This window comes from Streptomyces sp. NPDC048197 (genome assembly GCF_043202395.1).
GTDB lineage: Bacteria > Actinomycetota > Actinomycetes > Streptomycetales > Streptomycetaceae > Streptomyces > Streptomyces siderophoricus.
The window spans coordinates 19770-41959 of the sequence record NZ_JBIDAJ010000050.1 but is presented as its reverse complement, the minus strand read 5'-3'; the positions used below and the strand labels follow the sequence as shown (position 1 = coordinate 41959).

Here is a 22190-nt window from a genome sequence, read left to right as displayed (position 1 = left end):
CTCACGCTACGGGCGGGCGGCCGGCCGTGCTTCTTCTTTCCTGACCGAAGAGCCCGCCCCCCCCGCGCGTACCACTTTTGCTAGCGCTTGCTTGCAATAGTTAGCAAGGCGAGGCACCATCGACGTATGGCATCACTCAACGTCGGCAATCTCGGCGAGTTCCTGCGGGAGCAGCGGCGCACCGCGCAGCTGAGCCTGCGGCAGCTCGCGGATGCCGCCGGGGTGTCCAATCCGTACCTCAGCCAGATCGAGCGCGGCCTGCGCAAGCCCAGTGCGGAGATCCTCCAGCAGCTGGCCAAGGCGCTGCGGATATCCGCGGAGACGCTGTACGTCCAGGCCGGAATTCTGGATGAGCGACGCGGTCTGGACGGGGTCGAGGTGCAGACCGCGATACTCACCGACCCGGCGCTGAACGAGAGACAGAAGCAGGTCCTGCTGCAGATCTACGAGTCCTTCCGCAAGGAGAACGGACTTGTCAGCCGCGAGGACCGGGCAGCGGGCGGCCATGCGGACGGACGCGAGGCGGACGCCCATGAGACCGAGGCCGACGACGGCCCGCACGCCACCTGAGCAACCGATTCGTTCCAGGAGGAACCACGTCATGGCCATCAACACCGATGAGCTCCGCAAGGTCCTGACCGACGCCACCCCGCTCTACGCCGTGGCCGGCACCATCGATCTGGCCGCCGAGAAGCTCGGCGAGGTGCCGCAGCTGGTGGAGCGCCTCAAGGCCGAGGCGCCCAAGCGCTTCGATTCCGTCCGCAGCACCGATCCCAAGGAGGTCCAGGCGCTGGTCACCAAGCAGGCCAAGGACGCGCAGGAGAAGCTGGCCGAACTGCTGGAGTCGCTCGACGGCGACTTCAAGAAGTTCCGCGACCAGGCGCAGGAGCTGGCGCTGCAGGGCGTCGGCCGGGTCGCCGAGACCGCGGTGAAGGCCCGGGAGGGCTACGAGGAGCTGGCCGAGCGCGGCCGGGGCGCGGTGGCGACCTGGCGCGGCGAGGTGGCCAACCGCACCGAGGACGTCGCGGTGGCGATCGAGCCGGAGCCGGCCCCCAAGTCCACCGCCAAGAGCAGCACCGCGAAGACCGGCACGGCCAACGGCTCCAAGAGCGCGAGCAAGGCCACCCCGACGGCCAGGACCACCTCGGCCCAGAGCAAGCCGGCCGCGCCGAAGAAGCCGGTCGCGCAGCGCAAGCCGGGGCCGGCTCCGGTGAAGAAGAGCACCCCGCCGTCCGCGAAGTGAGCGCACGGCCGCGCACCGCGCGCTGAGGCGCGGATCACGGCCGGGCCGGGCACACCTGGCGTGCCCGGCCCGTTGTGCGGGTACGGTGGGGCGGCACGGGCGGCAGCCAGCGGCCCCCCGGCCCCGAGGGCCGGGCAGCGAGGACCACCACTGCACCAGACCACACGGCAGGCGAACGGGCGGAGGACGGCGTGCTGATCTACGGGTTCCAGTCGATTCTGAGCTGGGCGCAGCTCGCCCTGGGCATCTATGCCGCCGTGATGCTGATCGACGCCGCGGTGCGCCGCGAGGACGCCTACCGCGCGGCGAGCAAGCAGACCAAGGGCATGTGGCTGATCTTCCTGGCGATCGCCACGGCCCTGTTGTTCATCCTGCCGGTGATGTCGTTCCTGCCGATCATCGGCGTGATCGCGGTGATCGTCTACACCGTCGACGTCCGGCCGGCGCTGCGTGCGGTCTCCGGCGGCGGCGGCCGCGGGCCGCGGCGCGGCGGTTCCAGCTCGGACGGGCCGTACGGGCCGTTCAACGGCGGGCGCTGAGCGCCCCCGCGGGCGACCGCGGCCACCCGGCCGCGTGCCGCGCCCCTGATTCCCCGGCCGCGTGCCGCACCCCTGATTCGGTGCCGCGCCCCTGATTCAGCTGCTCAGCGGCGGTCCAGCAGCAGCACGGCCACGTCGTCCGTCAGCTCGCCGCCGTTGAGGTCGCGTACCTCCCGGACGGCCGCGTCCAGCAGGGCGTCGCCCTGGAGGCCGGACTCCATCTGCCGGCCGACGAGCTCCGCCATGCCCTCCTGGCCGAGCCGCTGGTTGCCCTCGCCGATCCGGCCCTCGATCAGGCCGTCGGTGTACATCATCAGGCTCCAGGAGCCGCCCAGCTCGACCTGGCGGCGCGGCCAGCGGGCCTCCGGCAGCAGACCGAGCGCCGGGCCGCCGCATTCGTACGGCAGCAGCTGCGGGCGCTCGCCGGCCCGGGCCAGCAGCGGTGCGGGGTGGCCGGCCAGGCACAGCCCGGCGCGGCGGCCGTCCGCGGAGATGTCGACGGTGCACAGCGTCGCGAAGATCTCGTCGTCTGCGCGCTCGTGTTCCAGCACCTTCTGGAGGGTGGCGAGCAGCTCGTCGCCGCACAGCCCGGCGAAGGTCAGCGCACGCCAGGCGATCCGCAGCTCGACGCCGAGGGCGGCCTCGTCCGGGCCGTGGCCGCAGACGTCGCCGATCATGGCGTGCACGGTGCCGTCGGCGGTGCGCACGGTGTCGTAGAAGTCGCCGCCGAGCAGCGCACGGCTGCGGCCGGGGCGGTAGCAGGCGGCGAACCGCAGGTCGGAGCCGTCCAGCAGCGGGGTGGGCAGCAGGCCGCGCTCCAGCCGGGCGTTCTCCTGGGCGAGCATCCGCGACTCGGTGAGCTGGCGCTGGGCGAGGTCGGCGCGTTTGCGTTCGACGGCGTAGCGCACGGCGCGGCTGAGGACCGCACCGTCCAGTTCGTCGCGGAAGAGGTAGTCCTGGGCGCCGACGCGTACGGCGTCGGCGGCGCGCTCGGCGTCCGTCTCGTAGGTGAGGACGAGGACGGCGTGCGAGGGGGCCATCCGCAGGACGTCGTGCAGCATGCCCAGGGCATCACCCGGGGCGGTGCCGCGCTCGCCCGCGGTGCGGTCGGCGGGTTCGGCCGGCGGCAGGTCGAGCAGGATGCAGTGCACGTCGTCGGTGAGCAGCCGCTCGGCCTCGGTGAGGTTGCGGGCGGTGCGCAGCCGTACCTTGCGGCCGGCCCAGTCCCACATCTCGGGGACGTGGCTGTTGGGGTCCTCGCCGATGAGGAGCAGGGTCAGGCCCTGGTGGAGCGGGCCGTGATCGGCCGAAAGTCGCTGTTCGATTTCCGGGGCGTCCGGGCTCCGGTCCGTCGCGTCCCCCGCGCCCGGCGCGCCGGCGACCCGCGCGGTCCGCGCGCAGGCGTCGTCCACCGGTCCTGCCTGGTGCGGCAGCACGACCGTCCGCTGGTGCGGTACGGGTACGGGCATCGGTCTGCTTCCTTCCCTCCCCCCGAGGGGCGCATGGGCGCCGACCGGCGCACCACGGTGCCGGCTGAAGCTCCGCTCGTCGGTCGATCGAACGGGCACGCGCCGGGCACTGACAGGCGACCATAGCGCCAGAACGGAGCCATATGGAATGGCCGTCGGCAATCGGCCATCGTCATATGCCGCGGCCGATAAGGCATTTGACCTGGGCCGGGGGGAATGCGGAATGACGAATATCACCCCGCTTGAGTGCAATCGGCGACAAGCCGACAACTCTCGGAGAGGAAACAATCCGGTCATTTATCGCGGACGTGATCCGCGTCATGGCGGTCACCGTCCGGCCGGACCACCCCGAGGATCGGCATCGAGCCGGCCCCGGTGATCGTCACCTGCCGGCCGGGGCGCGGGGCGTGCACGATCGCGCCGTCACCGAGATACATCCCGACATGGCTGGCATCGGAGAAATAAATGATCAGATCGCCCGGCCGCATGTCCCGGACGGCGACGTGCGGCAGCTGCCGCCACTGCTCCTGCGAGGTCCGCGGAATCGTCCGCCCGGCGTGCTGCCAGGACCGCAGGGTGAGCCCGGAGCAGTCGAAGGTGTTCGGGCCCACGGCGCCCCACACATAATCCTTGCCGAGTTGTGCGGTGGCGTAGGAAATCGCCTTGCGGCCGGCCGCCGACGCTTTGTTGCTGATCTCGTCCAGTACGCCCGAGTCGAGCCACTTCTGCTGCTCCCGGAAGGCCGCTTCGTCCTCCAGCTTCTGCAGCCGGGCCTTTTCCTTCGCGGCCAGCCGGGATTCCAGCTCCTTTGCCGCGTCGATCTTTTTCTCGATGTCCTTGCGGGCGCTTTCCTTCTTCTTGCGGTTCGCCTCCAGCCGTTCCCAGCGGTCGGTCGCGGCATGGGAATAGTCCTGCAAATCGCCCTGGAGACGGCCGAGTTGAGTGATCACGCGTTTGGCGGCCAGCTGGCCCTTGCGGGCCAGGGTGGCGTTGTCGAGGAACGCTTCCGGATCGGCGTTGAGCAGCAGCTTCGCCTCGGCCGGCAGCCCGCCGCCGCGGTACTGCGCGCTGGCCAGGGCCCCCGCCTGCCGCTTGAGGGCGGCCAGGTCGTGCTGGGTGCGGTCGATGGTGCGGGCCAGCTTGACGATCTCCTTCTGCTGGCGTTCGACCTGCTCCTTGGCGGCGTTGTAGGCGTCGGTGGCCTGCTCGGCCTTGCGGTAGAGGGCGTCGATCTTCTTGCGCACGTCGTCGAGGTGGCGGGCGCCGGCCTCCGCGTCCTCCGGGGCCCCTGAGGCCCGCCCGGAGCCCGCCGGCGGGTCCTTCGGGTCGTCGGCGTACGCGGTGGACGCCGTGGCGCCCAGCAGGCCGGTGACGCACAGGACGACGGCGGTGCACACCGCCAGCCGGCGGCCCGTGACGACCGGCCCGCCCGCTTCACCCGTTACGCCCTGTTCGCGCGATTCACCCCGTACATACCGAACGCCCTGCCGTGCCCCCTGGCTCCCCACCAGCCACCTCCGGTCGTTCCGCACCGATTCGCGTCAAGTCTCCGGCGCGGATGCTGCCATACCGGCCGGTAATTCAACAGGGCGACGGGCCCTTTAGTACGGGTGGGCGAGCACTTCTTTCCACGCACCCAGCCGATGGCCGAGGTTCACCGTGCGTTCACTCTCCTCCATCGGCCGCTTCACTTGATCTGCCTAATTTCGGCCGTACCGAGTGCGCGTCATGCCCGGAAGGCAAGCGCGACACGGCGCAGAACAAGCCTCAGCCGCACCCCCACGGCGGTCACCACACAGCTCACCACCTCGCACGCCGACGATGCGGCGCGCCCCAGGAAGGAATTCCCGACAGTGAAGCTTCAGCGCAAGAACCGGGTTCGCGCCCTCGCCGTTGGCGCTCTCGCCGTCTCCGGTGCCCTGGCCCTGACGGCGTGCGGTTCCGACGACACCACCGGCGGCAGCGGTGGCGGCGGTTCCGCCAAGTCCGCGAACATCAAGTGCGAGGGCAAGGGCAAGCTGCTCGCGTCCGGCTCCTCCGCGCAGAAGAACGCCATGGACGTCTGGGTGCAGAACTACTCGGGCGCCTGCAAGGACACCGAGATCAACTACCAGCCGACCGGCTCCGGCGCCGGCGTGACCACCTTCCTGCAGGGCCAGACCGCCTTCGCGGGCTCCGACTCGGCCCTCAAGCCCGAAGAGGTCACCAAGTCCAAGCAGGTCTGCAAGGGCGGCCAGGCCGTCGACCTGCCCATGGTCGGCGGCCCGATCGCGGTCGGCTACAACGTCCCCGGCGTGGACAACCTGGTCCTGGACGCCCCGACCCTGGCGAAGATCTTCGACTCGAAGATCACCAAGTGGAACGACGCCGCGATCAAGAAGCTGAACCCGGGCGCCAAGCTGCCGGACCTGAAGATCCAGGCCTTCCACCGCTCCGACGACTCGGGCACCACCGACAACTTCACCAAGTACCTCAAGGGCGCCGCGCCCGGCGACTGGAAGCACGAGCCGGCGAAGAAGTGGGAGGGCACCGGCGGCCAGGCGGCGTCCGGCTCGGCCGGCGTCTCCTCGCAGGTCAAGCAGACCAGCGGCGCGATCTCCTACTTCGAGCTGTCCTACGCGACCTCCGGCAAGATCCCCACGGTCAAGCTGAACACCGGCGCGAAGGCCCCGGTCGAGGCCACCGTCGACAACGCCTCCAAGGCCATCTCCGAGGCCAAGCAGGTCGGCAAGGGCAACGACCTGGCCCTGCAGCTCAACTACACCACCAAGGCCGAGGGCGCCTACCCGATCACCCTGGTGACGTACGAGATCGCCTGCGACAAGGGCAACAAGGCCGAGACCCTGCCGGCCACCAAGTCCTTCCTGACCTACGTCTCCAGCAAGGACGGCCAGAACGCCCTGAAGGCCCTCGGCTACGCCCCGCTGCCCACCGAGATCGCCGACAAGGTCCGCTCGACCGTCAAGACCCTCTCCTGACCAACCCCGGGTGGCGGCCCGACCGTCGCCACACGACCCGAGGGGCCCTTTGACGAGGGCCCCTTCCGGGCCGCCGCCCGTCCGGTGCACCGCCGCACCTGGAGTCCCCCGCGGACTCCGCAGACCGGAGAATCCATGACTGCTTCTTCCATAGCCGACAACCCGCCACCACCCCAGGACGCGCCCTCCCCCGTCTCGGGCAAGGCGGTCCGCCCCGGCGACCGGATCTTCCTCGGGCTCTCCCGGGGCTCCGGCATCGCCCTGTTGGTGATCATGGCCGCCATCGCGGTCTTCCTCACCTACCGGTCCGTGCTCGCCATCTCCGGCGACAAGGCCGACTTCCTCACCACCTTCGACTGGAACGCCACCGGCACCGAGCCCAAGTTCGGCATCGCGGTGCTCGCCTTCGGCACGGTCGTCAGCTCGGTGATCGCCATGCTGATCGCGGTCCCGGTCGCCGTCGGCATCGCGCTGTTCATCTCGCACTACGCCCCGCGCAAGCTGGCCTCGCCGCTCGGCTACGTCATCGACCTGCTCGCCGCGGTGCCCAGCATCGTCTACGGCCTGTGGGGCGCGCTGTTCCTCGTCCCGCACCTGTCCGGCCTCTACAGCTGGCTGGACGACTACCTCGGCTGGACCGGGATCTTCAGCTACTCCCAGGGCGCCGCCCGCTCGCTGTTCACCGTCGGCATCCTGCTGGCGATCATGATCCTGCCGATCGTCACCAGCGTCAGCCGCGAGGTGTTCCTCCAGGTCCCGCGGATGCACGAGGAGGCCGCGCTGGCCCTCGGCGCCACCCGCTGGGAAGTCATCCGGATGTCCGTGCTCCCCTTCGGCCGCTCCGGCGTCATCAGCGCCTCCATGCTCGGCCTCGGCCGTGCGCTCGGCGAGACCATGGCCGTCGCCACGGTCCTCTCGCCCAGCTTCCTGATCAGCGCCAGCCTGCTCGACCCGGGCGGCGGCACGTTCGCGCAGAACATCGCCAGCAAGTTCAGCGAGGCCGACCAGTTCGGCCAGGACGCCCTGATCGCCTCCGGTCTCGTCCTCTTCGTGATCACGCTGCTGGTCAACGGCGCGGCCCGCCTGATCATCGCCCGCCGCAAGGAGTACTCGGGAGCCGCCGCGTGAGCACCGTGACCACCCGCCGTACGGCCACCGGGAACGGCGCCCCGCTCCCGGTCTCCCTCAAGCAGGCCCGGCTGCCCCGCTGGACCCCGCCGGTGCTCGCGCTGGTCGCGGTCGGCGCGGGCTGCGGCATCGGGCTGGCCGCCGGGCTGGACAGCACCATCCAGTGGGGCCTGATCGCCGCCCTGCTGTTCATCGCCGGCAGCTTCGTGCTGTCCGCGGCCGTCGAGGGCACCCGGCAGGCCAAGGACCGGCTGGCCACCAGCCTGGTCTGGGTCGCCTTCCTGCTCGCCGTCGTCCCGCTGGCCTCCCTGCTGTGGGAGACCGTGGCCCGCGGCAGCAAGGTCCTGGACGGCTACTTCCTGTCGCACTCGATGGGCACCCTGCCGGACGCCATGCCCGGCGGCGGCATCTACCACGCGATCATCGGCACCCTGGAGCAGGTCGGCCTGGCCACCCTGATCGCCGCGCCGGTCGGTCTGCTCACCGCGATCTACCTCGTCGAGTACGGCCGCGGCCGGCTCGCCCGGGCCGTCACCTTCTTCGTCGACGTGATGACCGGCATCCCGTCGATCGTCGCCGGCCTGTTCATCCTGTCCGTGTGGATCCTGATCCTCGGCTTCGGCCCGTCCGGTTTCGCCGGGTCGATGGCCCTGGCCATCCTGATGATGCCGGTCGTGGTCCGCTCCACCGAGGAGATGCTCAAGCTCGTCCCCAACGAGCTGCGCGAGGCGTCGCTGGCCCTGGGTGTTCCGAAGTGGCGCACCATCCTCAAGGTCGTCCTGCCGACGTCGATCGGCGGCATCACCACCGGCGTGATGCTCGCCATCGCCCGCATCACCGGTGAGACCGCCCCGGTCCTGCTCCTGGTGTGGGGCGCGAAGACGATCAACAACAACCCCTTCGAAGACGCCCAGCAGTCGCTCCCGCTGTACGTGTTCCAGCAGTGGCAGCAGGGTTCCGAGGCCTCCTACGACCGCGCCTGGGCCGCGGCCCTGGTCCTCATCGCCTTCGTCATGATCCTCAACCTGGTGGCCCGCGGCATCGCCCGCTGGAAGGCCCCCAAGCACGCCGGTCGCTGACGCGGCCAAGACAGCGACCAGACGTACCCCCGCGAAAGAAGCAGTGATTTCCATGGCCAAGCGAATCGACGTCAGCGGCCTCTCCGCGTACTACGGCGGCCACAAGGCCATCGACGACATCTCGATGACGATCGAGCCGCGCACCGTGACCGCCTTCATCGGCCCGTCCGGCTGCGGCAAGTCGACGTTCCTGCGCACCCTGAACCGCATGCACGAGGTCACCCCCGGCGGCCGCGTCGAGGGCAAGGTGATGCTGGACGACGAGAACCTCTACGGAAGCGGTGTGGACCCGGTGGCGGTCCGCCGCACCGTCGGCATGGTCTTCCAGCGCCCCAACCCGTTCCCCACGATGTCGATCTTCGACAACGTCGCGGCCGGGCTCCGGCTGAACGGCTCGTACAAGAAGAGCGAGCTCAAGGACATCGTCGAGAAGTCCCTCAAGGGCGCCAACCTCTGGAACGAGGTCAAGGACCGGCTGAACAAGCCCGGCTCGGGCCTCTCCGGCGGCCAGCAGCAGCGGCTGTGCATCGCCCGCGCGATAGCCGTCGAACCGCAGGTGCTGCTGATGGACGAGCCCTGCTCCGCCCTCGACCCGATCTCCACCCTCGCCATCGAGGACCTGATCGGTGAGCTGAAGGAGCGCTTCACGATCGTCATCGTGACGCACAACATGCAGCAGGCGGCGCGGGTCTCGGACCGTACGGCGTTCTTCAACCTCGCGGCGGTCGGCCAGCCCGGCAAGCTGATCGAGATCGACGAGACCGAGCGGATCTTCTCCAACCCGTCGGTGCAGGCCACGGAGGACTACATCTCCGGCCGCTTCGGCTAGGCCCGTCCGGCCGGCCGCCCCCAAGCGTCCTGCGGTGCTGCATGGCGGTGCCACCGCAAGGCGAAGGGCCCGCCCCTCCTTCCCGGGGGGCGGGCCCACTGCTGTGTGGCGGCCGGTGTGTGCTCCGGCCGGCGCGTCAGCCGAAGACCAGCTGGATCAGCCAGTACGCGAGCGCCGCGACCAGCGCCGCCGCGGGCATCGTGATGAACCAGCCCATCACGATGTTCTTGGCCACGCCCCAGCGGACCGCGCGCGAGCCCTTGGTCGAGCCGACGCCCATGATCCCGGCCGTGATGACGTGGGTCGTGGAGATCGGCGCGTGGAACATGAACGACGCGGTGTACATGACCGACGCGGCGGTGGTCTCCGCGGCGAAGCCCTGCGGCGGGTCCAGCTCGATGATGCGGCGGCCCAGGGTGCGCATGATGCGCCAGCCGCCCGCGTACGTGCCGAGCGACAGGGTGATCGCACAGGCCAGCTTGACCCAGATCGGGATGGCCGCGTTCTTGTCCTCGACGTCGGCGATGACCAGGGCCATGACGACCACGCCCATGGTCTTCTGCGCGTCCTGCAGGCCGTGCCCGAGCGCCATGCCGGCGGCCGAGACGGTCTGCGCTATGCGGAAGCCCCGCTTGGCCTTGTGCGGGTTGGACCGCCGGAACAGCCACAGGATGACGACCATCACCAGGTAGCCGAGCACCAGGCCGATCACCGGCGAGATGAACATCGGCAGGACGACCTTCTCGATCACCCCGGACCAGATCACCGTGGTGCCGCCGGCCAGCGCGGCGCCGACCATGCCGCCGAACAGCGCGTGCGAGGACGACGAGGGCAGGCCGAAGTACCAGGTGACGAGGTTCCAGGCGATCGCGCCGAGCAGCGCGGCGAACAGGATGCCCATGCCCTGGTCACCGTGCGGGGTGGCGATCAGCCCTTCGCTGACCGTCTTGGCGACGCCGCTGCCCAGGAAGGCACCGGCGAGGTTCATCACCGCGGCCATCGCCAGGGCGGCCCGCGGGGTCAGCGCCCGGGTCGAGACCGAGGTCGCGATCGCGTTCGCCGAATCGTGGAAGCCGTTGGTATAGGTGAAACCGAGCGCGACCGCAATGGTCACGATGAGCGCGAAGGTGTCCATGGCCGGGGCTCAGGACTCCTTGACCGCGATGGTCTCGACGGTGTTGGCGACGTGCTCGAACGCGTCCGCCGCCTCTTCCAGGATGTCCACGATCTGCTTGAGCTTGAGGACCTCGATGGCGTCGTACTTGCCGTTGAAGAGGTGCGCGAGCAGCTTGCGGTGGATCTGGTCGGCCTGGTTCTCGAGGCGGTTGACCTCGATCCAGTACTCGGTGAGGTTGGACATCGTCCGCAGGTTCGGCATCGCCTCGGCGGTCAGCTCCGCCGCCCGCGCCAGCACCTCGATCTGCTGCTCGATGCCCTTGGGCAGCTCCTCGACCTTGTAGAGGACGACCAGGTCGACGGCCTCCTCCATGAAGTCCATGATGTCGTCGAGCGACGAGGCGAGGTTGTAGATGTCCTCGCGGTCGAACGGCGTGATGAACGAGGAGTTCAGCTGGTGGAAGATCGCGTGGGTCGCGTCATCCCCCGCGTGCTCCGCCGCTCGCATCCGCTCGGAGATCTCGGTCCGCGCGGAGGCGTCCGCCCCGAGCAGTTCCATCAGGAGCTTCGAGCCCGTGACGATGTTGTCCGCGGAGGCGGCGAACATGTCGTAGAAGCTCGTCTCCCTGGGGGTCAGACGAAAACGCACGTGAAATCCTCGGGGTGCATCGGATTCGGTCGAGTTGATGCTAGGCGCATCATCCAGCCACTGCTAACCGGCATTCCTTCAGTGTCGCCCATCGGGCAGCATGCTCTGCACGGGGTACCACGAGTGCCCGCAAAGTTCGGTACCATATACCCACCAGGGGTATATAGATCGCCTAAATACCACGGGAGACGGCCATGACGACCACGGACGCCGACACCACCGGCCGCACCGCAGCCGCCGCGGCCGGCCACCCCGCGCAGCCGGAATCCGACCCCCGGACCGTGACGGATACCGCAGAGACCGCCCCGGCGCACGGCGTCCACGGCTACGCACAGCAGAAGGACGCACACCTCAAGCGACTGCGCCGCATCGAGGGCCAGATCCGCGGACTCCAGCGGATGCTGGAGGAGGACGTCTACTGCATCGACATACTCACCCAGGTCTCGGCGAGCACGAAGGGCCTGCAGTCCTTCGGGCTCCAGCTCCTGGAGGAGCACCTGCGGCACTGCGTCGCCGCTGCGGTCATCGAGAGCTCCGCTCCGGGGGCGGTCAAGGGGCCCGAGGCCATCGACGCCAAGGTCCAGGAGGCCACCAAGGCCATCGAGCGGATGCTGCGGAGCTGACGGCGGGCTATCCACGGCCCGCGGCGCCGGACGGCTCGTCCCCGTCCCCGTCCGCTTCCACGTCCAGCACCTCGTCGATACGGTCCGGACTGAGCCGGTCCTCGCTCGCGGTCGCCGCCGCGATCATCAACTCACCGGTCAGGTCGATCTCCACGAGGGCCACGTGGTCCCAGGCCGTCGGACGGCGGTGGCCGGCCACGGACAACACCTCCTCCTCCGAGCGCCTCGCACGCATGCGGTGGTACCGCCAGCGTAAGGACGGGCCGATGCCGCGCGCATGGCACGGAAGGACCATTTCCGCTCCCGGTGGCCGGGACGGAAGGGTGGGCTCCTAGGGAGCGGCGGACGCGATCTTTCCTGCGTAGATGTCGCGGCGGTCCGGCAGGCGGACCACCACAGGCGTCCCGAATCCGGACAGTTCGGTGGTCGACGTCACCGACGCCCCCTGGGGCGCGCCATTGGCGAAATGGAAGCGTTCGCGCACCTTGCGCAGCCTGCCCGCCTCGTCCAGATACGCGTCGAACGGCACCGTACGGGTGGTAAACCCTTTCTCCGCGGCGACCAGCGCCGGCTTCGTTCGCGCCGAGGCGGCCCGCGCGGCCACGGCGATGTCCGTGGTCCCGCGGTAGTGGCGCACCGGCACCCCGTCCAGCCGCTCCTCGCCCTGGTACGTCACCTGCCGTGCGCCGCGCAGCAGTTCCGCCGCGGCGAGCGGATCGGTGGCACCGCCGGTGACGAGGTTGCCGTCGGTCAGCGAGGCGGTCTCCACCCGCACCCACTTGTCGGCGGGCACCCCGGCTCCCCGGTTCTTCATGTACAGCGCGCCGGGCGCGAGGATCTCGGTGATCGGCTGGCGGCCCTCGCCGGGCCGGTCCGCCGGGTCCGGGAGGACGACGACGAGCCGTCCGGTGCCGGTGGTGAAGTCGTAGCCGCCGGTGCCGCGGATGGCGACGCGGGTGCCGCCGCTGTTCGTCTCCATGGCCGTGACGACCCGGGCCGAGCGGGCCCGGAGCAGGGCGTCGGCGCTGCCGCGGACCCGGTCGGCGACCGCGGCGGCGGACCCGCCGGGCGGCTCGTGGTCGTCGGCCGCGGCGCCTTCGGAGGAGCAGCCCGCCGTCAGCAGCCCGACCGCCAGACCCGTCCCGCACGCCAGGGCCACGGCGGCCGTCCGGCCGCCCCGCCTGTCCTGCACCACCATCGCGTACGAGCCCCCTCGGCCGCTGTCTTCGGGACCGGCCTGGCCGGCCGGTCCGCTCGGGAGGGTCCGACGTCCCGCCCGTGTACGCCTGACGTTCCGTCGACCGATCCGTTCAACGACCGTTGAGGGGGCTCGTCACGCTGGCGACATCCAAGGCGCGTAGCGTGACGCGGGTGCCCGACCGAGCGCTGCATGCGACCTCCACCACCGAACGCGGTTCCTTCTGCACGGCCCGCTGCGACTGCGGCTGGCGCGGGCCGGCCCGGCGGGCCCGCTCGCAGGCGCGGACGGACGCGGAGCGGCACCTGTCGGAGGCCGGCGACGGGCCCCGCCCCGGACACCCCGTGGAATGAGGGAATCCGTTCCTGGAACCCCCAACGCCCCTGACGCATCTGCCTAGTCAGGGAAGCAACAGCGGTCCCGTGACCGCCCCGCGACGACCAGCCGGGCCACCGGCGGACGGGGCAGGACCGTTCGACATCGAGGGGGATCCATCCCAGTGAAGCGGCGCACACTCCTGCAGACCGGCGGCGGACTCGCGGCGACCTCGGTCGTCTGGGCCACCGGTTGCGACGACAAGAGCGGCAGGACGGGCGCGGCCTCCTCCTCCGCCACGGCCGGCTCCGACGCCGTGCAGACCAACGCGGCCTCCGTGCCCGCGCGGATCGCCGCCGGCCGGGCCACCCCGGCCTCCTGGACGGCGCTCGGCAAGAGCCTGGACGGCAAGCTCGTCCGCGCCTCGGACGCCGCCTACGCGGCCGCCCGGCGGCTCTACAACACCCGCTACGACGACCTGAAGCCGTCGGCGATCGCGTACGTCAAGCACCCGGCCGACGTCGCCGAATGCCTGGCGTTCGCCCGGAAGTACGGCACCCAGGTGGCGATCCGCAGCGGCGGCCACTCCTACGCGGGCTGGTCCAGCGGCAACGGCAAGCTCATCGTCGACGTCTCCGCGCTCGCGAAGGTGGGCACGCCGTCCGGCGGCGTGACCCGCATCGGCGCCGGCGCCAAGCTCATCGACGTCTACCAGGGCCTCGCGGCGCACGGCGTGACGATACCCGGGGGCTCCTGCCCCACCGTCGGGATATCCGGGCTCACGCTCGGTGGCGGCCACGGCGTGGTCTCCCGGGCGTACGGGCTGACCTGCGACAGCCTGGTCGGCGCGACCGTCGTGACGGCGGACGGGAAGACCGTCGACTGCGACGCCAAGCAGCACGCCGACCTGTTCTGGGCGCTGCGCGGCGCCGGCAACGGCAACTTCGGCGTGGTCACCGAACTGCGCTTCCGTACGCATCCGGCGCCGCGCGCGGTGATGGCGTACATGACGTGGCCGTGGGCCAAGGCGGCGAAGGTGGTCGCGTCCTGGCAGAAGTGGGGGCCGGTGCAGGCGGACGAGATATGGTCCGCCTGCCATCTCGACGCCCGCCCCGGCGGCACCCCGGCGGTGTCGGTGGCGGCGTTCTCCCTGGGCACGTACGGCGATCTGAAGAACGCCGTGGACCGGCTCGCCGACCAGGCGGGCGGCCCCGGCCCGGCGTCCACCGTGCATCTGACCCCGATCGGCTATCTGGACGCCATGGAGACGTACGCGGGCTGCTCGTCGAAGACGTCCGCGCAGTGCCACATGCCGGGTTCGCTGCCCGGGCACACCGGCAGCGGCCAGCTGGGCCGCGAGACCTACGCCGCCCGCTCGCACTTCTACGACCGTTCGCTGTCGGCGACCGGCATCCGGACCCTGATGGACCAGATCGAACGCGGCGGCCGCAAGGGCGTCGCCGGGAACGTGGCGCTGACCGCACTGGGCGGGGCGATCAACCGCGTGGGCCGCACCGACACCGCGTTCGTGCACCGCGGATCGCGGTTCCTGGCCCAGTACTTGACGTCCTGGCCGGCGAGCGGCTCGCCCGGCACCCGCACAGCGTGGCTGGATTCCTTCCACGCCGCGATGCACCGGTACTCCTCGGGCGCCGCGTACCAGAACTACACCGACCCGAACCTGACCGACTGGAAGACCGCCTACTACGGGGCGGCCGCCGGACGGCTCGCCCAGGTCAAGAAGACCTACGACCCGCAGCGGCTGTTCAGCACCTTCCCGCAGGCGCTCTGAGCCCGCCGGCGGACATGCGGACGGCCCGGCCCCTTCACGGGGTCCGGGCCGTCCTCATCCGCCAGGTCTTCGTTCCCCGAGGGGAGCCGGGCCGGTGGGCCCTCCGTCAGGCGGCCAGGTCCTTGTCCCGCTCCTTGGGGCCGCGCGGCAGCGCCGGTCCGGTGGCGACCACCCGGCTGCCCTCGCCGTCCTGGCCCGGACGGCCGTCCACCGGCACCCCGGGCGCCCGGACCAGCCAGTACACCTTCGAGCGGCCGATGGCGGTGGTCAGCGGTACCAGCAGCGCCTGGGCGAGCGGCGCGAGCAGCAGGGCGACGGCGGTGCCCAGCGCGAAGCCGCCGATCACGTCGGTCGGGTAGTGGACGCCCATGTAGACGCGGCAGAAGCCCTCCGCGAGCGCCAGGGCGATGCCGATCAGGCCGTAGGTGCGGTGCGCGATGAACAGTCCGACGCCGACCGCCATGGTGAGCGTGGCGTGGTCGCTGACGAACGAGAAGTCGCTCTTGCCGGGGATCAGCACCGCCAGTCCGGCGTGGTCCTTGAACGGCCGGGGCCGCTCGACGAAATCGCGGATCGGGATGTTGGCCAGCAGCGCGATGCCGGCCGCCAGCGGGGCCCACACCAGGCCGGCGACGGCGCCGGCGGCGCCCGGCCGGCGGCGGGCGGACCACCAGGCGATGAGGCACAGCACCGCGAGGGCGGCGATGATGCCGTACTCGCCGATGTACTCCATGGCCTTGTTGACCCAGTGGGGCGCGTCCTTCGCGAGGCCGTTGATGCCGTCGAGCACGTCGACGTCGGGGTTCGGCCCCTCGAATGCGAGTCCAGCCATCTACCGCGGCCCCTTATCTTTCGCGCGCGCGTGCGCCGTCCGTGTGCTGCCAACCCCCGTGGTCGTCGAGCGTGTGCTGCTACGAGCTGCTACGTCCCCACGCCTAGGAAACGTGATGACCGCCCCGGTCGTTCCACTCTCCACCGGATGATCACCAGGACGTTATCGAAGCTTGACTCATCACTGCAGTTCAGGGCCCTATGTTCACGCAGCGTTCGCAGCGGGGAGCGCTTTTGCGCCATCCGAGGTGACGCGGGTCGCCCCGATGTAGTCCGGCGTGTCGATCTTGTCGAACCGGATCACCGCCCCGGTGTACGGCGCGTTGATCATGTACCCGCCACCGACGTAGAGCCCCACGTGGTGGATCGAGCGCGGATCGTTCAGGTCGTACGCGAAGAACACCAGGTCACCCGGGAGCAGCTCGCTGCGCTTGGGATGGGGCCCGGCGTTCCACTGGTCGTTCGCCACCCGCGGCAGCTCGATGCCCACCGAGTGGTACGCGGCCTGGGTCAGCCCGGAGCAGTCGAACCGCCCGCCCTGCGCGGCCGTGCCCGTCCCGCCCCACAGATACGGCGTGCCGAGCTTGTCCTGGGCGTAGTAGATGGCCCCGGCGGCCTGCCGGGACGGCGCCACCGGCCCGCGCGGCGCCTCGAAGCTCTTGGCCAGGGTCGTGATGGTCTTCACGTAGTTCTGGGTCTCGCGGTACGGCGGGACGCCGTTGTACTGGATGACGCGGTAGGCGCCGGCGTTGTAGGCCGCGAGCATGTTGTGCGTGGCGTCGCCCGGCGCCTTCTTCACGTAACTGGCCAGCTCACAGTCGTACGACGCGGCCGACGGGATCGCGTCCTCCGGATCCCAGACGTCCTTCTTCCCGTCGCCGTTCCCGTCGATCCCGTGCGTCTGCCAGGTGCCCGGGATGAACTGCGCCATGCCCTGCGCGGCCGCCGGGCTCTGCGCCTTCGGGTTCCACCCGCTCTCCTGGTAGAGCTGCGCCGCCAGCAGTGCGGGACTTATGGCCGGGCAGAGCGTGCCCCACTTCTGCACCAGGTCCTGGTACGCGGCCGGCACCGCGCCCTTGGCCAGCCCGAGCGCCCGCCCGCCGACCCCGGCCAGCCCGGCCGCCGCCACGTACGTACCGATCACGAGCAGCCCGAGCAGGAGCACCAGCCCCGTCCCGAGCCCACCGGCCACCCAGAATTTCCGCACCCCCCAACCCTCCCCCATTCAGGCGCGGTTCACTGCCTTTTTCCGGCCGTGCGCTGCGCGTCGCGTGTCACACCGGCGGCGCAGGGGGCGCGCCGCCCGGGACGCGATCCCGCTCACATCCGCCCCTCGCGGCGCCCGGTGCACCGCCGGATGAGCGACACTGCACAGGCACCCCCGAACCAGGACGAGAGCCATGGACCCGAACAATCAGCGGCAGATGAACCGTCACCTGTGGTGGCGGGTGGCGTACTTCCTCTTCGCGATCCACCTGGTGGCCCTGGTCATGGTCTTCGCCATGACCCACGCGCCCAAGTAGCCGTCCGCGGCACCTCCCCGCCGCACCGATGATCATTGCTCGCGGTTATCACCCGTGATACACACAGTGAGAACCGTCGGCTCAATGGGTGGCCCGCACCCGCACGTACACGCCACCCCCATGGGATCCGTCGAAGAAAGGCGTCAAGTCGACTTCTGACGGCGTCTTTGTCAGCGAAGATAGAGGGCGAAGAGAGCGGCCGACCTGCGCCGGCCGGCGCAGCGGCACCATCAACAACCCATAAGGGGCGGTGAGTTCACACATGGCGCAGATGTCACACATGGTCCTTGCAGCCGAAAAGGGCGACATCACCACCATCATCGGCGGAATCGCCCCGGACTGGGGCCCGTTCGGAAGCCTGGGCAACGAGGCCCGCGTGATGGTCGAAGTGGTCATGGCGGTGGCGATCCTGCTGTGCCTCGGCATCGCGATCTGGGGCGCCGCCAAACAGCGCATCGGCGCCACCGCGCTGCGCGACACCTTCAGCGCCGAACAGGGCAAGGGCCTGATCGTGGCCGGCCTGACCGGCGTCTTCATCATCGGCTCCCTGGGGACGCTGTTCACCATCGTGTACGGGATGGCGGTGTAGGCCGCCGGGGCGAGGACCCGGGGGGCAGGGCGAGGCCCAGGGCCGGAGCGGTGCGGACCGCCACGCCTGGGCGCAGCCGGGCAGGCGTCCGTCCCCGCGCCGCTCCCCTGCGCCCCCGCCCGTCCTCTCTCCGCCGCCCCGTGCCCCCGCCCGCTTCCACCCGGCCGTACCTCCCCCGCGAAGGCCACCTGTGAAGTCCCCATGCTGACGCCCCCTCACCCCGGCCCGCCGGGCCCGCCGCACGCCCTTCGCACCCCCGCCACCAGCGGGCCGATTGGGCTGCCCGCCGGACGGGGACAGGTGGATCCGGGGGAAGGAAGGCCCGGAAAGGCGCAAGAGGGCGACGGCCGACGCGGAGCGAGGCGATGAGCACAAATTACCCACAGTCCCCCATTCGCCTCCGCGGCACCGCATCTGAGGAATCGTCACCGTGAGATGTACTCGTATCCCCACGCCCGAGCTGCCGCCCGCGCGGCTACGGTCATATGAGGGCGGCACAACGACGGCACGGACGGCGACCGCGGCAGAGGCAGAGGGGGCACAGGGGCGATGAGTCTCAGCGACGACGGAGGCTACGGCGGCGACGGCCACCGCGGCCCCGAGACGGGCCAGACCCGCACCAGACTTCCCGACAGCGGCGGCGACCCCTACGGCCCGGGACGCCGGCCCCGCAGCGGGCTGTCCAGCCGCAACCTCATCACGGTCGTCGGCGTGATCGTCCTGCTCCTCGCGGCCATCGCCTTCGCCAACCGCGGCGGCAGCGGCAGCACCAGCTCCGACACCTCGGGCGACTCCCCCAAGAACGCCCCCGGCCCCGCCCGCCCCACCACCCCCACCGGCACCAAGCCCGTCACCACGAAGAACGGCGGCATCGCCGCGGGCTTCCCGAAGACGGAACAGGGGGCGCAGTCGGCGGCGGCGAATTATGTGGTGGCGCTCAGCAGCGACGGGATGTACAACGCCGCCAGGCGGCAGGAGATCGCCAAGGCCGTCTACGCGCCCTCCGTGGCCGCGGCGCGGAAGAACGACCTGGACAAGGTCTACTCCAATGCCTCAGTCCTCGGACGCATCGGCCTCAAACCGGACGGCACCGCCCCCAAGGGAATGACGTTCGTGTCCCGCGCGAATCCTGTCGGGACGAAGATCGAATCGCTCAAGGACGACACCGCCAAGGTCTCCGTCTGGTTTTCCACGCTCTTCGGCCTGGCGGGCCCGCAGTCGCAGAACCCCGTGACCGAGAGCTGGTACACGAACACCTTCGACCTGAAGTGGACCGGCGGGGACTGGAAGGTCACCAACTTCACGCAGAAGAAGGGCCCCGCTCCCATCGGCCGCGACCAAGCGGCCGCCTCGGCAGAGGACATGACCAAGGCCGTACAAGGCTACGGAGGTCTCACGTATGCCCGGTAAGCCCACGTCCCGCCGTGTGACCTCGATCGCCACCGTGCTGGCGAGCGTCCAGGCCCTTGCGCTCCTGCTGGCGACCCGTGCCATGGCCGCACCGTCCCCGGGGCCGGGCAAGGGGCCGTGTTCCTCGTCCAGCGGCGCTCTCAAGGATTTCTGCGAGCAGAACGATCCGTCCGGCGGCGGCACTCCCCCCAACCCCCTCGACAACAACCCCCTCGACCCCCTCGAATCCCTCGCCAAAGGCTGTGCCAAAGCCGCCGCCTGGATCGTGAACAAGCTGTCCGACGCCGTGACCGCCACCTCGCAGGTGGACTTCACGAACGCGGCGTTCCTGCGGCAGTACGCCGTGGTGTTCGCCGCGTCCACCGTGCTCACGCTCGTGCTGTGGCTGCTCGCCGTGGCCAAGCGGGCGGTGCGGGGGGTGCGGCTGACGGAGGCGATCAGTGAGGCGGTCGGGTTCCTGTGGCTGACGGTGCTGGCGTCGGCGTTCACGCCGCTGATCCTGTACACCGTCGTGTCGGCGACGGACGGGGTCACCGCGATCATCGCGAAGGGGACGGGCGCGCAGACCGACACCTTCTTCGGGTCGTTCTCACAGGCGCTCACCAAGGGCACCGACATCGGCGGCGGGCCGATCATGCTGATCGTGGTCAGCCTGGTCTCCGTGCTGGCCGCCGGTGTGCTGTGGCTGGAGCTGGTGATCCGGGCCGCGCTGCTGTACGTCGGGGCGCTGCTCGGGACGGTGGTGTACGCCGGGCTGGTCGACAAGAACATGTGGGGGCACGTGCGCCGCTGGGCGGGCATCATGATCGCGGTGATCATGGTCAAGCCGGTGATCGTGATCGTGCTGGGCATCGCCGGCGCGCTCTCCGGCGACAAGGGCCCGAACGCCATCTCGGCGGTGGTGTCCGGCCTCGCCATCATCCTGCTGGCGATCTTCGCGAGCGCGGTGATCTACCGGTTCGTCCCGGGGTTCGGCGACGAGATCGCCGCCTCGCGGAACAACCGGATGAGCCGGGGCGCGGAGAACGCCGCCGCCGCGGTGCTCAGCTCCCCCGCCGCGCTGGTCTCACAGGGCATCAAGACGCACAGCACCCGCCGCTCCGGCGGGGAAGGCGGCGGCCAGCAGGGCGCGCAGGGCGGCCAGTCCCGGCCGGCCGACGCGGTCTCCGGCGGCGTCGCCGCGCACAGCTCCCGCACCGGCGGCGGCCGCGGCCCGTCCCCCGCCGCCCCCGCTCCCCGTACGAACCCCGGCCCCGGCCCGAGCAGCAGCGCCCGCACCGGCAAGACAGCAGGAGGTGAGGGGCGTTGAGCACGCAGTCCCATCCGATCGCGCCACGTCGCACCTATCTCATCGGCCGGGCCCGGCCGAACGCGATCGTCGGCAAGAACCGCGAGACCGGCGAGATCGCGCTGATCATCGCGGGCGCGTTCCTCGGCATGATGTGCGGGCTGCTGGTCCCGATGCTGCCGCTGCGGATCGTCAGCCTCACCGGCTTTCCGATGCTGGGGCTGGCCGCCGTCTACGTGCCGTACAAGGGCCGCACGTTCTACCGGTGGTTCGAGATCCGGCGCAGTTTCCGGCGCACGGTCCGCAAGGGCGGCGCGGTCTACCGCTCCGGCGCGGCGGAGGCCGGCACCCGGCTGGACGGCCGCGAGGTGGAGATCGGCCCGCCGCCCGGCATCGGCCGGATCAACTGGCTCAGCGCGCCGTTCGGCCCGGACGAGATCGCGGTGCTGCTGCACGCCGACCGGCGCACGGTGACCGCCGCGATCGAGATCGAGGGCCCGGGCGTCGGGCTGCGGGACAGCGAGGACCAGGAGGCGCTGGTCGACCGGTTCGGGACGCTGCTGAAGCATGTGGCCAACGGCGACGGCTTCGTGACGCGGCTGCAGATGCTGGCGCGTACCCTCCCGGCCGACCCGGACGCGCACGCCAAGGACGTCGCCCAGCGGGGCGACCGGAGCTCCCCGCAGTGGCTGCGGGACTCCTACGACCAGCTGCAGTCGATGGTGTCCACGAGCAGTGAGCAGCACCGCGCCTACCTCGTCGCCTGTATGCACTACACCCGCGAGCTGGCCTCCGAGGCGCAGACCATGGCGCGGGCCGCCCGGATGCACCAGGGCGGGCTGCTGCGCAAGAAGCTCGACCGGGACGCCGGGCTCGCGGTGGTGATGGCCCGTGAGCTGACCGACATCTGCGCCCGGCTCGCCGAGGCCGACATCCGGGTCCGCCAGCCGCTCGGCCAGGCCCGGCTGGCGTCGCTGGTGCACTCGATGTACGACCCGGACCACCCCATCGACCACATCCAGGCGATGAGCAAGCGCAACGCCTGGCCGGCCGAGCTCGACGCGATGGAACCGACCTACCTGCAGGCGAAGACCCGGGAGTCCTCGACCCGGGCGCCCTGGTGCCACGCCACCGCCTGGATCAAGGAGTGGCCGCTGACCCCGGTGGGCGTCAACTTCCTCGCGCCGCTGCTGGTCCACACCCCGGACGTGATCCGTACGGTCGCGGTCTGCATGGACCTGGAGCCCACCGAGGTCGCCATCGAGCGGATGCTGACGGAGAAGACCAACGACGACGCGGAGGCGAGCCGCGCGGCGAAGATGAACCGGGTGGTCGACCCGCGGGACGTCGCCCACCACGGCCGCGTCGACCAGCGCGGCGAGGACCTCGCGTCCGGCGCGGCCGGCGTCAACCTCGTCGGCTACCTCACCGTCTCGTCCCGGTCGCCGGAGGCGCTGGCCCGGGACAAGCGGACCATCCGGGCCTCGGCCGGCAAGTCGTACCTGAAGCTGGAGTGGTGCGACCGGGAGCACCACCGGGCATTCGTCAACACCCTGCCGTTCGCGACCGGGATCCGCCGCTAAAGCCGCTG

23 protein-coding genes are annotated in these 22190 nt (G+C 70.7%); 15 read left to right on the top strand and 8 right to left on the bottom strand.

Annotated features, from left to right (window positions below; genetic code table 11):
* Positions 1–126: 126 nt before the first annotated feature.
* From ACGF4C_RS36460 to ACGF4C_RS36450, 3 genes are all read left to right on the top strand, one after another.
* Complete coding sequence (locus ACGF4C_RS36460; RefSeq protein ID WP_030415894.1) at positions 127–570, top strand: helix-turn-helix domain-containing protein; 444 nt, start codon at positions 127–129, stop codon at positions 568–570.
* A gap of 31 nt (positions 571–601) precedes the next feature.
* Positions 602–1243, top strand: coding sequence for a hypothetical protein (locus tag ACGF4C_RS36455; protein WP_393572480.1), 642 nt, complete (start codon positions 602–604; stop codon positions 1241–1243).
* Positions 1244–1434: 191 nt separating this feature from the next.
* On the top strand, positions 1435–1782 hold the full coding sequence (locus ACGF4C_RS36450) for a DUF2516 family protein (protein ID WP_030415896.1): 348 nt from the start codon (positions 1435–1437) through the stop codon (positions 1780–1782).
* 104 nt (positions 1783–1886) lie between these two features.
* On the opposite strand, the gene ACGF4C_RS36445 is transcribed toward ACGF4C_RS36450, so the two are convergent.
* Both ACGF4C_RS36445 and ACGF4C_RS36440 read right to left on the bottom strand, forming a co-directional pair.
* Positions 1887–3251, bottom strand: a complete 1365-nt coding sequence (locus tag ACGF4C_RS36445; RefSeq protein WP_393572478.1) for a PP2C family protein-serine/threonine phosphatase — start codon at positions 3249–3251, stop codon at positions 1887–1889.
* Between the two features lie 293 nt (positions 3252–3544).
* Positions 3545–4759 (bottom strand): NlpC/P60 family protein, encoded by a 1215-nt coding sequence (locus ACGF4C_RS36440; RefSeq protein WP_393572476.1) that lies wholly within the window; start codon positions 4757–4759, stop codon positions 3545–3547.
* Positions 4760–5104: 345 nt separating this feature from the next.
* Between ACGF4C_RS36440 and pstS the strand changes: the two genes are divergently transcribed.
* The 4 genes from pstS (at position 5105) to pstB (ending at position 9265) form a co-directional block, all read left to right on the top strand.
* Entirely contained in the window at positions 5105–6229 is a 1125-nt protein-coding gene (pstS, locus tag ACGF4C_RS36435) for a phosphate ABC transporter substrate-binding protein PstS (RefSeq protein WP_393572474.1), read from the top strand.
* A gap of 135 nt (positions 6230–6364) precedes the next feature.
* Complete coding sequence (pstC, locus tag ACGF4C_RS36430; protein WP_393572472.1) at positions 6365–7357, top strand: phosphate ABC transporter permease subunit PstC; 993 nt, start codon at positions 6365–6367, stop codon at positions 7355–7357.
* Positions 7354–8436, top strand: a complete 1083-nt coding sequence (gene pstA / locus ACGF4C_RS36425; protein ID WP_393572470.1) for a phosphate ABC transporter permease PstA — start codon at positions 7354–7356, stop codon at positions 8434–8436. The genes pstC and pstA overlap by 4 nt, the downstream gene beginning before the upstream one ends.
* Positions 8437–8488: 52 nt before the next feature.
* Positions 8489–9265, top strand: coding sequence for a phosphate ABC transporter ATP-binding protein PstB (gene pstB / locus ACGF4C_RS36420; RefSeq protein ID WP_362143134.1), 777 nt, complete (start codon positions 8489–8491; stop codon positions 9263–9265).
* Positions 9266–9401: 136 nt separating this feature from the next.
* Here the strand turns inward: pstB and ACGF4C_RS36415 are convergent, their stop codons facing one another.
* Positions 9402–10400, bottom strand: a complete 999-nt coding sequence (locus ACGF4C_RS36415; protein WP_030809300.1) for an inorganic phosphate transporter — start codon at positions 10398–10400, stop codon at positions 9402–9404.
* Positions 10401–10409: 9 nt separating this feature from the next.
* On the bottom strand, positions 10410–11030 hold the full coding sequence (locus ACGF4C_RS36410) for a DUF47 domain-containing protein (protein WP_030415904.1): 621 nt from the start codon (positions 11028–11030) through the stop codon (positions 10410–10412).
* Positions 11031–11224: 194 nt separating this feature from the next.
* Between ACGF4C_RS36410 and ACGF4C_RS36405 the strand changes: the two genes are divergently transcribed.
* Positions 11225–11653, top strand: coding sequence for a metal-sensitive transcriptional regulator (locus ACGF4C_RS36405; protein WP_393572467.1), 429 nt, complete (start codon positions 11225–11227; stop codon positions 11651–11653).
* 7 nt (positions 11654–11660) lie between these two features.
* Here the strand turns inward: ACGF4C_RS36405 and ACGF4C_RS36400 are convergent, their stop codons facing one another.
* The gene (locus ACGF4C_RS36400; protein WP_393572465.1) at positions 11661–11888 is read right to left on the bottom strand and encodes a hypothetical protein; all 228 of its coding nucleotides are present in this window, start codon (positions 11886–11888) and stop codon (positions 11661–11663) included.
* Positions 11889–11984: 96 nt separating this feature from the next.
* A complete protein-coding gene (locus tag ACGF4C_RS36395; RefSeq protein WP_393572463.1) occupies positions 11985–12851 on the bottom strand; it encodes a hypothetical protein in 867 nt (288 codons plus the stop codon).
* Positions 12852–13024: 173 nt separating this feature from the next.
* On the opposite strand from ACGF4C_RS36395, the gene ACGF4C_RS36390 reads away from it, so the two are divergent.
* Both ACGF4C_RS36390 and ACGF4C_RS36385 read left to right on the top strand, forming a co-directional pair.
* Complete coding sequence (locus tag ACGF4C_RS36390) at positions 13025–13204, top strand: hypothetical protein (RefSeq protein ID WP_393572461.1); 180 nt, start codon at positions 13025–13027, stop codon at positions 13202–13204.
* Between the two features lie 146 nt (positions 13205–13350).
* Positions 13351–14958 carry an FAD-binding oxidoreductase gene (locus tag ACGF4C_RS36385; protein ID WP_393572459.1) on the top strand — a complete coding sequence of 536 codons (1608 nt, stop codon included), beginning with the start codon at positions 13351–13353 and terminating at the stop codon, positions 14956–14958.
* A gap of 106 nt (positions 14959–15064) precedes the next feature.
* Here the strand turns inward: ACGF4C_RS36385 and ACGF4C_RS36380 are convergent, their stop codons facing one another.
* Both ACGF4C_RS36380 and ACGF4C_RS36375 read right to left on the bottom strand, forming a co-directional pair.
* Positions 15065–15790, bottom strand: coding sequence for a phosphatase PAP2 family protein (locus ACGF4C_RS36380; protein WP_393572457.1), 726 nt, complete (start codon positions 15788–15790; stop codon positions 15065–15067).
* Between the two features lie 204 nt (positions 15791–15994).
* Entirely contained in the window at positions 15995–16996 is a 1002-nt protein-coding gene (locus tag ACGF4C_RS36375; RefSeq protein ID WP_030809321.1) for a bifunctional lytic transglycosylase/C40 family peptidase, read from the bottom strand.
* A 193-nt stretch (positions 16997–17189) separates the two neighbouring features.
* Here ACGF4C_RS36375 and ACGF4C_RS36370 point away from each other — a divergent pair, with 193 nt between their 5' ends.
* The 5 genes from ACGF4C_RS36370 (at position 17190) to ACGF4C_RS36350 (ending at position 22182) form a co-directional block, all read left to right on the top strand.
* Positions 17190–17312 (top strand): hypothetical protein, encoded by a 123-nt coding sequence (locus ACGF4C_RS36370; protein ID WP_265361621.1) that lies wholly within the window; start codon positions 17190–17192, stop codon positions 17310–17312.
* A 280-nt stretch (positions 17313–17592) separates the two neighbouring features.
* The gene (locus tag ACGF4C_RS36365; protein WP_030415911.1) at positions 17593–17901 is read left to right on the top strand and encodes a hypothetical protein; all 309 of its coding nucleotides are present in this window, start codon (positions 17593–17595) and stop codon (positions 17899–17901) included.
* A gap of 549 nt (positions 17902–18450) precedes the next feature.
* Complete coding sequence (locus ACGF4C_RS36360) at positions 18451–19311, top strand: hypothetical protein (protein WP_393572455.1); 861 nt, start codon at positions 18451–18453, stop codon at positions 19309–19311.
* Positions 19301–20620 carry a hypothetical protein gene (locus ACGF4C_RS36355; protein ID WP_393572453.1) on the top strand — a complete coding sequence of 440 codons (1320 nt, stop codon included), beginning with the start codon at positions 19301–19303 and terminating at the stop codon, positions 20618–20620. Before ACGF4C_RS36360 ends, ACGF4C_RS36355 begins: the two co-directional genes overlap by 11 nt.
* Positions 20617–22182, top strand: a complete 1566-nt coding sequence (locus ACGF4C_RS36350; protein ID WP_393572451.1) for an SCO6880 family protein — start codon at positions 20617–20619, stop codon at positions 22180–22182. Before ACGF4C_RS36355 ends, ACGF4C_RS36350 begins: the two co-directional genes overlap by 4 nt.
* Positions 22183–22190: the final 8 nt, after the last annotated feature.

What these genes read in the sequence shown, in the direction of transcription:
- ACGF4C_RS36460 (WP_030415894.1), top strand. Translation starts at nt 127, where the DNA reads ATGGCATCACTCAACGTCGGCAATCTCGGCGAGTTCCTGCGGGAGCAG.
- ACGF4C_RS36455 (WP_393572480.1), top strand. Translation starts at nt 602, where the DNA reads ATGGCCATCAACACCGATGAGCTCCGCAAGGTCCTGACCGACGCCACC.
- ACGF4C_RS36445 (WP_393572478.1), bottom strand. Translation starts at nt 3,251, where the DNA reads ATGCCCGTACCCGTACCGCACCAGCGGACGGTCGTGCTGCCGCACCAG.
- pstC (WP_393572472.1), top strand. Translation starts at nt 6,365, where the DNA reads ATGACTGCTTCTTCCATAGCCGACAACCCGCCACCACCCCAGGACGCG.
- pstB (WP_362143134.1), top strand. Translation starts at nt 8,489, where the DNA reads ATGGCCAAGCGAATCGACGTCAGCGGCCTCTCCGCGTACTACGGCGGC.
- ACGF4C_RS36415 (WP_030809300.1), bottom strand. Translation starts at nt 10,400, where the DNA reads ATGGACACCTTCGCGCTCATCGTGACCATTGCGGTCGCGCTCGGTTTC.
- ACGF4C_RS36405 (WP_393572467.1), top strand. Translation starts at nt 11,225, where the DNA reads ATGACGACCACGGACGCCGACACCACCGGCCGCACCGCAGCCGCCGCG.
- ACGF4C_RS36400 (WP_393572465.1), bottom strand. Translation starts at nt 11,888, where the DNA reads ATGCGTGCGAGGCGCTCGGAGGAGGAGGTGTTGTCCGTGGCCGGCCAC.
- ACGF4C_RS36395 (WP_393572463.1), bottom strand. Translation starts at nt 12,851, where the DNA reads ATGGTGGTGCAGGACAGGCGGGGCGGCCGGACGGCCGCCGTGGCCCTG.
- ACGF4C_RS36380 (WP_393572457.1), bottom strand. Translation starts at nt 15,790, where the DNA reads ATGGCTGGACTCGCATTCGAGGGGCCGAACCCCGACGTCGACGTGCTC.
- ACGF4C_RS36370 (WP_265361621.1), top strand. Translation starts at nt 17,190, where the DNA reads ATGGACCCGAACAATCAGCGGCAGATGAACCGTCACCTGTGGTGGCGG.
- ACGF4C_RS36365 (WP_030415911.1), top strand. Translation starts at nt 17,593, where the DNA reads ATGGTCCTTGCAGCCGAAAAGGGCGACATCACCACCATCATCGGCGGA.
- ACGF4C_RS36360 (WP_393572455.1), top strand. Translation starts at nt 18,451, where the DNA reads ATGAGTCTCAGCGACGACGGAGGCTACGGCGGCGACGGCCACCGCGGC.
- ACGF4C_RS36355 (WP_393572453.1), top strand. Translation starts at nt 19,301, where the DNA reads ATGCCCGGTAAGCCCACGTCCCGCCGTGTGACCTCGATCGCCACCGTG.